Source organism: Escherichia sp. F1 (assembly GCF_046764225.1).
GTDB lineage: Bacteria > Pseudomonadota > Gammaproteobacteria > Enterobacterales > Enterobacteriaceae > Escherichia > Escherichia coli.
Genome location: NZ_CP177202.1, coordinates 3,181,696 through 3,194,729, shown reverse-complemented (window position 1 = coordinate 3,194,729; position 13,034 = coordinate 3,181,696). Strand labels below are relative to the sequence as shown.

Here is a 13,034-nt window from a genome sequence, read left to right as displayed (position 1 = left end):
CATGTCCTTATTATGACGGGAAATGCCACCCTTTTTACCTTAGCCAGTTTGTTTTCGCCAGTTCGATCACTTCATCGCCGCGTCCGCTGATGATTGCGCGCAGCATATACAGGCTGAAACCTTTGGCCTGTTCGAGTTTGATCTGCGGTGGAATGGCTAATTCTTCTTTGGCGACCACCACATCCACCAGCACCGGACCGTCGATGGAAAAGGCGCGTTGCAGGGCTTCATCGACTTCAGAGGCTTTTTCCACGCGAATACCCGTAATTCCGCACGCTTCGGCAATGCGGGCAAAGTTGGTGTCGTGCAGCTCAGTACCGTCTGTCAGGTAGCCTCCGGCTTTCATCTCCATCGCCACAAAGCCCAGCACGCTGTTATTAAAGACGATAATTTTCACCGGCAGTTTCATCTGCACTACTGAGAGGAAATCGCCCATCAACATGCTAAAACCGCCATCGCCGCACATGGCGACCACCTGACGTTCCGGCTCGGTTGCCTGCGCACCCAACGCCTGCGGCATGGCGTTAGCCATCGAACCGTGGTTAAACGAACCTAACAGGCGACGCTTGCCGTTCATTTTCAGATAACGCGCTGCCCATACTGTTGGCGTACCAACGTCACAGGTGAAAATAGCGTCATCGGCGGCAAAATGACTAATTTGCTGCGCCAGATATTGCGGGTGAATGGCTTTCTCGCTCGGTTTAGCTAAATCGTCCAGCCCTTTGCGGGCGTCGCGGTAATCTTCCAGCGCTTTATCCAGAAACTTGCGATCGGCTTTTTCTTCCACCAATGGCAGCAATGCACGCAGAGTCGACTTGATATCGCCGACCAGTGCCATATCCACCTTGCTGTGAGCGCCGATGCTGGCTGGGTTGATATCAATCTGAATGATTTTGGCATCGGTCGGGTAGAAGGCGCGGTAGGGGAACTGAGTACCGAGTAGCACTAACGTGTCGGCGTTCATCATGGTATGGAAACCTGACGAGAAGCCAATTAATCCCGTCATTCCGACATCATACGGATTATCGTATTCGACATGTTCTTTACCGCGCAGGGCATGAACAATAGGCGCTTTAATTTTCCCGGCAAACTCAACTAACTCTTTATGCGCCCCCGCGCAGCCGCTGCCACACATCAGGGCGATATTGCTGGAATAACGCAGCAGTTGCGCCAGTTTGCGTAACTCTTCTTCTTCCGGCGTCACGACTGGCTGTGGCGCATGATACCAGTGCGAGGTTGCCCCTTCTGGCGCAGGTTTTAACGCCACGTCGCCCGGTAACACGACAACGGAAACGCCACGGTTAAGCACCGCTTTGCGCATGGCAATCGCCAGCACTTGTGGGATCTGCTCCGGGCTGGAAACCAGCTCGCAATAGTGACTACATTCGCGGAATAGCTCTTGTGGGTGGGTTTCCTGGAAATAGCCGCTGCCAATTTCGCTGGAGGGAATATGAGCGGCAATCGCCAGTACCGGAACGTGATTGCGGTGGCAATCAAACAGGCCGTTGATTAAGTGCAGGTTTCCGGGGCCGCACGATCCGGCACAGACCGCCAGTTCTCCTGAAAGTTGTGCTTCAGCGCCAGCGGCAAAGGCCGCCACTTCTTCATGGCGGGTGGACATCCACTCGATGGTGCCCATGCGATTAAGACTGTCACTAAGACCGTTCAGAGAGTCGCCCGTGACTCCCCAGATGCGTTTCACGCCTGCCGATTCGAGTGTTTTGGCGATATAAGCTGCAACAGTTTGTTTCATGGTTCTCCATCTCCTGAATGTGATAACGGTAACAAGTTTAGTTCATCTGACGGAGGGGGAAGGGATGGGGGAAAAAGGAGGCACTAACGGTTAAATAGCCCGATGAAAGGAATATCATCGGGCATAAGGCGATTATGCGAGAACCAAATCCCCCTGCGGATGGCAGGAGCAGGCCAGTACGTAACCTTCAGCGATTTCGGCGTCGGTCAGCGTCATTGTGCTGCTCACCGTATATTCACCGGAAACCACTTTCGTCTTACAGCAGCCGCAAACACCTGCACGGCAGGCGGCGACAACCGGAACGTTATTGCTTTCCAGCGCCTCCAGTAGCGTGGTACCAACCGGGGCGTAAAATTCTCGTGCCGGTTGCAGTTTGGTGAATTTCAGACCGCTGGTCGCCGCTTCCGCTACTGGGGTGAAGAATTTCTCTTTAAAGAAACGCGTCACGCCGAGCGCTTTCACTTCCTGCTCTACCCAATCCATATACGGAGCCGGGCCGCAGGTCATCACGGTACGTGAAGCTAAGTCAGGGACACCTGCCAGCAGTTCGCGAGTGAGACGACCAGCGATAAAGCCTTCGGTAACGTTATTTTCTGCCACCAGCGTCACCGGATAGTTGCGCCACTCATCGGCGAAAATAACATCCTGCGGCGAACGCACGTTGTAGATCACCTGCACATCGGCCTGCGGACGGTTCTTCGCCAGCCAGCGACGCATCGACATAATCGGCGTGACGCCGCAGCCTGCCGCCAGCAACAGGAATTTATCATCTGCTTTATCGTCGCAGGTAAATTCCCCCATTGCGTCTGAAAGCCAGAGATAATCACCGCGTTTTACATCGCGCGTCAGCCACCGGGAGCCGACACCGTCATCAATCCGCCGCACAGTCAAGGTGATGTATTCACTGACGCCTGGCGTGGAGGAAATGGTGTAAGCACGCAGCGTTTCCGCTGAGTTTCGCACGCTGACCAGTGCATATTGCCCGGCGCGATATGGGTAGTAATCGTGGCAAATCAGGGAAATCGTCCACACATCCGGCGTTTCTTGCGTAATGTGATGAACCTGCATCCGCCACGGGCATTGATTCGTTGGCATCGTCATCGACAAACTCCTTACGCGCTCAACAGTTGCTTCATGTCTTCTTCAACAGTGGTGATAGAACGCAGGCCGAATTTCTCGTTCAGCACCGCCAGCAGATCTGGTGTCAGGAAACCTGGTGCAGTCGGGCCGGTGACGATATTTTTCACGCCCAGAGAAAGCAGCGTCAGCAGAATGACAATCGCTTTCTGTTCAAACCAGGAGAGCACCAGCGACAGCGGCAGATCGTTGACACCGCAGCCCAGTTTTTCTGCCAGCGTAACCGCCAGAATAATTGCTGAGTAAGCATCGTTACACTGACCGGCATCCACCAGACGAGGCAGACCTTCGATATCGCCAAACTCAAGTTTGTTAAAGCGATATTTACCACAGGCGAGAGTCAGGATCAGGCAGTCATCCGGCACGCTGGTGGCGAAATCGGTGAAGTAGTGACGTTCGCCGCGTGCGCCGTCACAGCCACCAAGCAGGAAGATATGACGCAGTTTTTCACGGCTCACCAGATCAATCAGCGTATCCGCTGCGCCAAGCAGCGTCTGGCGGCCAAAACCGACGGTGATCAGGTGCGGAATTTCGCTGTACGGGAAGCCCGCCATTTGTTGCGCCTGGGCAATGACCGCAGAGAAATCTTCGCCATCCAGATGACGCACACCCGGCCAGCCAACGATGCTGCGGGTCCAGATACGATCGTCATAAGCGCCTACGGTTGGGTCGATGATGCAGTTCGAGGTCATCACGATGGGGCCAGGGAAACGAGCGAACTCCACTTGCTGATTCTGCCAGCCGCTGCCGTAGTTACCGACCAGATGCTTGAATTTACGCAGCTCCGGGTAGCCATGCGCAGGCAGCATTTCGCCGTGGGTGTAGACATTAACGCCCGTGCCTTCGGTCTGTTCCAGCAGGTTGTAGAGATCTTTGAGATCGTGACCGGAAATCAGAATGCATTTACCCGCCGTCGCTTTGACGTTGACCTGGGTTGGCGTCGGGTGACCGTATTTACCGGTTTCGCCTGCATCCAGAATGCTCATCACTTTGAAGTTCATCTGGCCGATTTCCATTGAACACTCAAGAAGCGCGTTCATATCGGCAGGCCAGGTCCCCAGCCACGCCATGATTTTATGGTACTGGGCGTAAATATCATTGTCGTATTGACCGAGAACGTGTGCGTGTTCCATATAGGCCGCCGCACCTTTCAGGCCATACAGGCACAGCAGACGCAGGCCGAGAATGTTTTCGCCAATCGCCGCTTTATCTTTGTTAGGGGTAAATTCTGCTGCCTGACGTTGCAGCTCGCCGAGATCATCGCTCACCAGTTGCAGGTCAGCCATCGGGTTATCGACGCGGGCGTTGGCATCTACAGCCAGGCATTGTGCTTTCAGCGCCTCGCGCAGGGCAATCGCTTCACGAGCGTAGCCGACTATACGCGGAGAATCGAAGTTAACGTTGGTCAGGGTTGAGAAAAATGCGCGTGGCGCAAAGCTGTCTACATCGTGGTTGATGATGCCGTATTCACGCGCTTTTACCGCCCAGGCCGAAAGCCCTTGCAGCGCCGCGATGAGTAAATCCTGAAGGTCAGAGGTTTCCGCCGTTTTACCACACATCCCCTGCGCGTATGAGCAGCCGTTTCCTGCCGGAGTACGGATAGTTTGTTCACATTGCACACAAAACATGATCACACCTTTTAAAGTTATATTTAATATACATGTTTAAGGTTAAGACGCTTAACGCAGGGATAAAAGGGATTTTTCATGCAACTTTAAGGGAGATTGATTTAGCGCAATTTTGGCGGCAGGGATCTACCGCCAGAGAGGTATTACGCAGAGAAAAAGGCGATGAGGATCGGCACTAACAGGCTAAGAATAAAACCGTGAACAATTGCCGCCGGGACCATATCCAGCCCGCCAGTACGTTGAAGAACGGGCAGGGTGAAATCCATCGACGTCGCACCGCATAAGCCCAGTGCGGTAGAGCGGCTGCGGCGAATCAGCCCAGGGATCAACATAATTGCAATCAGCTCACGGGCCAGATCATTAAAAAACGCCGCGCTCCCGATTACCGGACCAAAAGATTCAGTCAATAAAATACCGGAAAGAGAATACCAGCCGAAACCAGAGGCCATTGCCAGCGCGGTATTGATGGGAAGATCAAGAATAAAGGCGTTAATTAAACCACCAATTAATGAACTGGCAACCACCACCACGGCGACAATCATTCCCCGGCGATTAAGGACAATCTGCTTTAAGGTCATGCCATTATTGCGCAACTGAATACCGACGAGGAAAAGTAGCAGAATTAAGGTGTATTCACTGGCTTCGGTCGCATGTTGTAAGAAAGCCAGTCCACTCAGGCCAATGGCAAAACCAATCACTACTACGCCGCACAGTTTTAGCGACTCCAGCGCCATCGCAATACGCGACGGGAGTTTTTCTTGCTGATGGTGATTGCGCCATGGCAGGCCTCGCTCCAGCCACATAAGGGCGGCAATATTACACAGTAAAATAACGGTAATACTGACGGCAGAATAATGCAGAATCGCCAACAGGTTACTGGCGAGGTTATCGAGAAACGCCAGACTGATACCCATAAAAAAGAGGATAAGGTAAACCATCCAGCTTAATAGCTGATTAATAACTTTTAATGCAGCTTTTTGGCGAAGAGGAATGAGGTAACCCACAATCAGGGGAACCAGAATGATTAACAGCCCAGAAAACATGAAAACCCAGTCCTTGCAAAGATGAAGTCGAAATGCGCGATGACACACTACTGAAAGCGGAAGGACGAGTAAAGTTGCAATTAAAAGGAAATGTTATGCATAAGGATCGGTAGGGTATTCATTTTCATTTAAAGATATTCTTGCGCTTTAATTACAAACCGCACCGGTGTTGGTGGCGTCAAAATCGCCGAGGCGTTCCCTGAAGGCCGGGGCAGCCCACATGGATGTGGGCTGAGGGCGCGTTTTACAGGGATGTTACCTCGCGCCCGACCCGGTAGCCGCAAGGGATAAGTCGAGGGCACCGCGCAGCGGCGATTTTGTTCGCCAGAGCCCGGGGGTGCAGGGGGCGGCGGCGATTGGCCGCCCCCTGCGCGCTCCCTGCGCCAGTGACTATATGTGGCTTAACACATCAAGGAGCGCAACAGGAAGATGAATCAATATATTTAAAAAAGGCCTGACATTGCGCCAGGCCTTCTGCGTTAATTAATTACGTTTTTCCAGCAGGGTCCGGTAAATCAGACCACCGATAATACCGCCGACAATTGGCACCACCCAGAAGAACCACAGTTGTTCTAATGCCCAGCCGCCCTGGAAGATAGCAACCGCGGTGCTGCGCGCCGGGTTAACAGAAGTGTTAGTCACCGGAATACTGATTAAGTGAATCAGGGTTAAGGCCAGACCAATAGCGATCGGCGCAAAACCAGCAGGAGCGAATTTGTCGGTTGCGCCGTGGATCACCAGCAGGAAACCTGCACTCAATACCAGTTCAACTACCAGTGCGGAAAGCATGGAATAACCGCCTGGCGAATGCTCGCCATAACCGTTAGAAGCAAAACCGCTGGCTGCCGCGTCAAAACCCGTTTTACCACTGGCAATTAAATACAGCAGCGCCGCCGCAACAATACCGCCGACAACCTGGGCAATTACGTAGCCAACGACTTCTTTTGCCGGGAAACGTCCGCCAGCCCATAAACCAATAGTGACCGCCGGGTTAAAATGACCACCAGAAATATGACCAACAGCAAAGGCCATCGTCAGAACGGTCAGACCGAATGCCAGCGCCACGCCGGCAAAACCAATGCCTAATTCCGGGAAGCCTGCGGCCAGTACGGCACTACCACAGCCACCAAAAACAAGCCAGAAAGTACCAAAACATTCAGCTGCTAATTTTCTGAACATATCCACCTCAATTAAAAATTGACCCTGTGAAAAATATGGTCGTTTTATAGGGTCGTCGTAAAAAAGTGACGACGGAAATAATGCGCGGCTATTTTAAAAACGAAGGCAAATCATTCGCCAGATAAATAAATCCAGTAAATTTGATTTAGGGCAACAGCGGGTTGCCCCATATAGTCATTTGTCTGATTGACAGTGTAGTGCAAGCGAAAGATTTAATCCTTTAGGCGTAATAAAAAATAATTTATCATGCTAATTATTTGATTTTGTTGTTTTTGCAGGCTTATCAGCAAGAGGGAGTATAACGCGATTATTCGCTCATTTTTCAGACATTTGCCATGCTTAAATGTGATGTCATCACGTATTAGTAAGGCCTTTCCCGTTATACTGCCAGCGTAAAGGATAAGTCACATATTTCTGGAGGGGATATGATTCTTGAGCGCGTTGAAATTGTGGGTTTTCGCGGTATCAACCGTTTGTCGTTGATGCTGGAACAAAACAACGTCCTGATTGGGGAGAACGCGTGGGGTAAATCCAGCTTGCTGGACGCCTTAACCCTGCTGCTATCGCCAGAATCAGATCTCTACCATTTTGAGCGCGACGATTTCTGGTTCCCGCCGGGAGATATCAACGGGCGAGAACATCATCTGCATATTATTTTGACCTTCCGCGAATCGCTGCCAGGCCGACATCGGGTTCGCCGCTATCGGCCGCTGGAAGCGTGCTGGACGCCATGCACCGATGGCTATCACCGTATTTTTTATCGTCTGGAAGGGGAGAGTGCGGAAGACGGCAGCGTGATGACACTGCGCAGTTTTCTCGATAAAGACGGACATCCGATTGATGTCGAGGATATTAACGATCAGGCACGCCATCTGGTGCGTTTAATGCCGGTGCTGCGCTTGCGTGATGCCCGTTTTATGCGCCGTATTCGTAACGGCACGGTGCCAAATGTCCCTAATGTGGAAGTCACCGCGCGCCAGCTCGATTTCCTCGCCCGTGAGTTGTCCTCACATCCGCAAAATCTCTCTGATGGGCAGATTCGTCAGGGACTTTCCGCAATGGTACAGCTGCTTGAGCATTATTTCTCTGAGCAGGGGGCCGGACAGGCGCGATATCGTTTAATGCGGCGGCGAGCCAGCAATGAGCAACGAAGCTGGCGCTATCTGGATATCATCAACCGGATGATTGACCGACCTGGAGGGCGCTCGTATCGGGTTATTTTGCTCGGCCTGTTTGCTACTTTATTGCAGGCAAAAGGCACATTGCGGCTGGATAAAGACGCCCGTCCATTGTTGCTGATCGAAGATCCAGAAACCCGTTTACACCCCATTATGCTTTCAGTTGCCTGGCATCTGTTGAATCTTCTACCATTGCAGCGCATTGCCACCACCAACTCGGGTGAGTTGCTTTCGTTAACGCCGGTAGAGCATGTTTGCCGACTGGTACGTGAGTCCTCGCGCGTTGCCGCCTGGCGTCTGGGGCCGAGTGGTTTGAGTACCGAAGACAGCCGACGCATCTCTTTCCATATTCGTTTTAATCGTCCGTCATCGTTGTTTGCACGCTGCTGGCTGCTGGTGGAAGGCGAAACGGAAACCTGGGTTATCAATGAACTGGCGCGTCAGTGCGGACATCATTTTGATGCCGAAGGGATCAAGGTCATTGAGTTTGCCCAGTCCGGGCTAAAGCCACTGGTTAAATTTGCCCGGCGAATGGGGATTGAATGGCATGTACTGGTCGATGGCGATGAAGCAGGGAAGAAATATGCCGCTACGGTACGCAGCCTGTTGAATAACGATCGGGAAGCCGAACGAGAACATTTAACGGCGTTACCGGCGCTGGATATGGAACATTTTATGTATCGCCAGGGATTTTCCGATGTGTTCCACCGCGTGGCGCAAATCCCGGAAAATGTACCGATGAATCTGCGCAAAATTATCTCGAAAGCGATCCATCGCTCTTCCAAACCCGATCTTGCCATTGAAGTGGCAATGGAGGCAGGACGTCGTGGTGTGGATTCCGTACCGACGCTGCTGAAAAAAATGTTCTCACGCGTGCTGTGGCTGGCGCGCGGTCGCGCGGATTAACCGCGAAACATCGTGGCCATTTGTGGCTGAATAGCGTCGAGCATCTCATAGCGCCGACGGTATTCAGCCCGTTTTTTACTGGCGATTTCGGCAATCTCTTTTCGTGCTATCTGTGCCGGAAGGCGGTAATGGCGTTCAGCATCACATACGCCGCCAACCGACTCCCAGAACGCGTTGTAATCGGCATGGATCTTGCCTTCTTTATCGCGATAACGCAGGCTGCGGTAAATATGCGTTTCATTGCTGACGGCAATAATCTGCTCTACCTGCAAACGTTGGGCAAACAGACAGGCCGCTTCCATCACGAGGCGTTTGGGAAATAGCCCGTGGCAGGCTTTCGTCGCATTCTGGATTTCCTGATGTGGAATTTCCCATTTTGCGCCTTGCAGTCCGCCAATAAACATTGTTCTTTTCCCCTGATATTCACACAGGGTAAACGTGATCTCTGCCAGAGGAATACCTTCGCTGTTGCGGAACAGGATTGTGCTGTCACCTTCTTTATCCATTGAGATCATCATGGTCAGCTCAAGCGTGAACTGCTCGCCGTTTTTGCCTTCCAGTTTAGCCAGTTGCAGCCCGGGGGTATTCAAATATAAGCTGAATTCTTCCGCCGACATACACCCGCGGAGTAACGCATAATGGTAACGTAACGCCTCCAGCAATTGCTTACGGCTAAGATTCGCCGCAAGGTAAGGGCGATGCAGACGCACAGGCAGTCGCGGCTGGCGCGTTAACAACACATTGAGATTAGGCCAGTGGGAAAGTTCGTTCATCCACTCAACGCTTAAACGCGGCATAATCAACGAGCGCAGCAAAAATTTATGGCGAAAACTACGGCGATGCCAGAATTTACCCGGCCGACACTGTCCACGTGCCAGACTAAGAAAAAGTGACAGGCTGCTGAGAGATTCAGATGGCGTAAAGGTCCGTTCAGTTAGCTGCGACATATTCATGAAATCAATGGTTATACATGACGTCGATTTCACCATTGCGTATCTTAACCAAACATCAATAGTGTGATTACTAACGTAAATTTTAGGGTTTTGTTGATATTTCGTTGAAGTTAATGACCCGGATTGGCATATGGAGTATTCAGAATATTTATGAAAAAGCGGAAAACCGTGAAGAAGCGTTACGTTATTGCGCTGGTGATAGTCATCGCCGGGCTGATTACGTTATGGAGAATTCTTAACGCACCCGTGCCGACTTATCAGACGCTGATTGTGCGCCCCGGTGATTTACAGCAAAGCGTGCTGGCGACCGGAAAGCTGGACGCGCTGCGTAAGGTTGATGTGGGCGCGCAGGTCAGCGGTCAGTTGAAAACGCTGTCGGTGGCGATTGGCGATAAAGTAAAAAAAGACCAGCTTTTAGGGGTTATTGATCCTGAACAGGCTGAAAACCAGATTAAGGAGGTGGAAGCAACGCTGATGGAGCTACGCGCGCAGCGGCAGCAGGCGGAAGCGGAGCTGAAACTGGCGCGGGTGACGTATTCCCGTCAGCAACGTCTTGCACAAACGCAAGCGGTTTCACAGCAGGATCTCGATACCGCCGCGACGGAGATGGCTGTGAAACAGGCGCAAATTGGCACCATTGACGCGCAAATCAAGCGCAATCAGGCCTCTCTCGATACGGCTAAAACCAATCTCGATTACACCCGCATCGTTGCTCCGATGGCCGGGGAAGTCACGCAAATCACCACTCTGCAAGGCCAGACGGTGATTGCCGCACAACAAGCACCGAACATTCTGACGCTGGCAGATATGAGCACCATGCTGGTAAAAGCGCAGGTTTCTGAAGCGGATGTAATCCACCTGAAGCCGGGGCAAAAAGCCTGGTTTACGGTGCTTGGCGATCCGCTGACGCGCTATGAGGGACAAATCAAGGATGTGCTACCGACGCCGGAAAAGGTTAACGACGCTATTTTCTATTACGCCCGTTTTGAAGTCCCCAACCCCAATGGTTTGCTGCGGCTGGATATGACCGCGCAAGTGCATATTCAGCTCACCGATGTGAAAAATGTGCTGACGATCCCTCTGTCGGCGTTAGGCGATCCGGTTGGCGATAATCGTTATAAAGTCAAATTGTTGCGTAATGGTGAAACACGCGAGCGTGAAGTGACGATTGGCGCACGTAACGATACCGATGTTGAGATTGTCAAAGGGCTGGAAGCGGGCGATGAAGTGGTGATTGGTGAGGCCAAACCAGGAGCTGCACAATGACGCCTTTGCTCGAATTAAAGGATATTCGTCGCAGCTATCCTGCCGGTGATGAGCAGGTTGAGGTGCTGAAGGGCATCAGCCTCGATATTTATGCGGGTGAGATGGTAGCGATTGTTGGCGCTTCGGGTTCCGGTAAATCGACCCTGATGAATATTCTCGGCTGCCTGGATAAGGCCACCAGCGGCACCTATCGCGTAGCCGGTCAGGATGTTGCCACGCTGGACGCCGATGCGCTGGCGCAACTGCGCCGCGAGCATTTCGGCTTTATTTTCCAGCGTTACCATTTGCTTTCGCATTTAACCGCCGAGCAGAACGTTGAAGTACCCGCCGTCTATGCCGGTCTTGAGCGGAAACAGCGGCTGCTTCGCGCCCAGGAGTTGCTGCAACGACTGGGGCTGGAAGACCGTACAGAGTATTATCCGGCACAGCTTTCGGGTGGTCAGCAACAGCGCGTCAGCATCGCGCGGGCATTGATGAACGGCGGTCAGGTAATTCTTGCCGATGAACCGACCGGCGCACTGGACAGCCATTCTGGCGAAGAGGTGATGGCGATCCTGCATCAGCTGCGCGATCGCGGGCATACGGTGATTATCGTTACCCACGATCCGCAGGTCGCTGCTCAGGCCGAGCGGGTGATCGAAATTCGCGACGGCGAAATTGTGCGCAATCCTCCCGCCATTGAAAAAGTGAATGTTGCTGGCGGGACGGAACCTGTTGTCAACACGGCCTCTGGCTGGCGGCAGTTTGTCAGCGGTTTTAACGAGGCGCTGACGATGGCATGGCGGGCGCTGGCAGCGAATAAAATGCGTACTTTACTGACCATGCTGGGGATTATTATCGGTATTGCGTCGGTGGTTTCCATTGTCGTGGTGGGCGACGCCGCCAAACAAATGGTGCTGGCGGATATTCGTTCTATTGGTACGAATACTATTGATGTCTATCCCGGAAAAGATTTTGGCGATGACGATCCGCAATATCAGCAGGCGCTGAAGTACGACGACTTAATCGCCATTCAAAAACAACCGTGGGTCGCCTCAGCCACACCTGCCGTCTCGCAAAACCTGCGCCTGCGTTATAACAATGTTGATGTTGCTGCCAGTGCCAATGGCGTGAGCGGCGATTATTTTAATGTCTATGGCATGACCTTCAGTGAAGGGAACACCTTTAATCAGGAGCAGCTGAACGGTCGTGCGCAGGTCGTAGTTCTCGACAGTAATACTCGCCGCCAGCTTTTCCCCCATAAAGCAGATGTGGTTGGCGAGGTGATTCTGGTCGGCAATATGCCCGCCAGAGTCATTGGTGTGGCGGAAGAAAAACAGTCGATGTTTGGTAGCAGTAAAGTGCTGCGTGTCTGGCTACCTTACAGCACGATGTCCGGGCGAGTTATGGGCCAGTCGTGGCTGAACTCCATTACTGTCAGGGTGAAAGAAGGATTTGACAGCGCTGAGGCGGAACAGCAACTCACGCGTTTACTTTCACTGCGCCACGGTAAGAAGGATTTCTTTACCTGGAACATGGACGGCGTCTTGAAAACCGTTGAAAAGACCACACGTACTTTACAACTGTTTCTGACGCTGGTGGCGGTGATTTCACTGGTGGTGGGCGGTATTGGTGTAATGAATATTATGCTGGTGTCAGTGACCGAGCGGACGCGGGAAATTGGCATTCGCATGGCTGTAGGTGCGCGAGCAAGCGATGTTTTGCAACAGTTTCTGATCGAAGCCGTACTGGTTTGCCTGGTCGGTGGCGCGTTGGGAATAACACTGTCACTGTTAATTGCTTTCACCTTGCAGCTTTTCTTACCCGGCTGGGAGATTGGTTTTTCACCGTTGGCGCTGCTGCTGGCGTTTCTCTGCTCGACGGTCACCGGGATTTTATTTGGCTGGTTACCCGCACGAAATGCGGCACGACTGGATCCAGTAGATGCTCTGGCACGAGAGTAATTTTTGAGATAAAAATGCCAGCCGATCGGGCTGGCATTTTGCCTTTAG

Annotated in this window: 9 protein-coding genes; 3 read left to right on the top strand and 6 right to left on the bottom strand. The window is 52.3% G+C overall.

Annotated elements, in window-relative coordinates; translation table 11 throughout:
* Positions 1-34: 34 nt before the first annotated feature.
* The 5 genes from poxB to aqpZ form a co-directional block, all read right to left on the bottom strand.
* Positions 35-1,753 (bottom strand): ubiquinone-dependent pyruvate dehydrogenase, encoded by a 1,719-nt coding sequence (gene poxB / locus ACK8NJ_RS15530; RefSeq protein WP_000815339.1) that lies wholly within the window; start codon positions 1,751-1,753, stop codon positions 35-37.
* Positions 1,754-1,885: 132 nt separating this feature from the next.
* Positions 1,886-2,854, bottom strand: a complete 969-nt coding sequence (gene hcr / locus ACK8NJ_RS15525; protein ID WP_001558898.1) for an NADH oxidoreductase — start codon at positions 2,852-2,854, stop codon at positions 1,886-1,888.
* 11 nt (positions 2,855-2,865) lie between these two features.
* A complete protein-coding gene (hcp, locus tag ACK8NJ_RS15520; RefSeq protein ID WP_000458817.1) occupies positions 2,866-4,518 on the bottom strand; it encodes a hydroxylamine reductase in 1,653 nt (550 codons plus the stop codon).
* A gap of 143 nt (positions 4,519-4,661) precedes the next feature.
* Entirely contained in the window at positions 4,662-5,561 is a 900-nt protein-coding gene (gene lysO, locus ACK8NJ_RS15515; RefSeq protein ID WP_001338421.1) for an L-lysine exporter LysO, read from the bottom strand.
* Between the two features lie 483 nt (positions 5,562-6,044).
* Positions 6,045-6,740, bottom strand: a complete 696-nt coding sequence (gene aqpZ, locus ACK8NJ_RS15510; RefSeq protein ID WP_000488716.1) for an aquaporin Z — start codon at positions 6,738-6,740, stop codon at positions 6,045-6,047.
* 425 nt (positions 6,741-7,165) lie between these two features.
* Here aqpZ and ACK8NJ_RS15505 point away from each other — a divergent pair, with 425 nt between their 5' ends.
* Positions 7,166-8,824, top strand: coding sequence for an ATP-dependent endonuclease (locus ACK8NJ_RS15505; protein ID WP_000599806.1), 1,659 nt, complete (start codon positions 7,166-7,168; stop codon positions 8,822-8,824).
* On the opposite strand, the gene ACK8NJ_RS15500 is transcribed toward ACK8NJ_RS15505, so the two are convergent.
* A complete protein-coding gene (locus tag ACK8NJ_RS15500; RefSeq protein WP_411961775.1) occupies positions 8,821-9,777 on the bottom strand; it encodes a VirK/YbjX family protein in 957 nt (318 codons plus the stop codon). The two genes, ACK8NJ_RS15505 and ACK8NJ_RS15500, sit on opposite strands and share 4 nt — an antisense overlap.
* A 150-nt stretch (positions 9,778-9,927) precedes the next feature.
* Between ACK8NJ_RS15500 and macA the strand changes: the two genes are divergently transcribed.
* Positions 9,928-11,043, top strand: a complete 1,116-nt coding sequence (gene macA, locus ACK8NJ_RS15495; protein ID WP_000746460.1) for a macrolide transporter subunit MacA — start codon at positions 9,928-9,930, stop codon at positions 11,041-11,043.
* Positions 11,040-12,986, top strand: coding sequence for a macrolide ABC transporter ATP-binding protein/permease MacB (macB, locus tag ACK8NJ_RS15490; protein WP_000188136.1), 1,947 nt, complete (start codon positions 11,040-11,042; stop codon positions 12,984-12,986). Before macA ends, macB begins: the two co-directional genes overlap by 4 nt.
* The last annotated feature ends 48 nt before the right edge of the window (positions 12,987-13,034 follow it).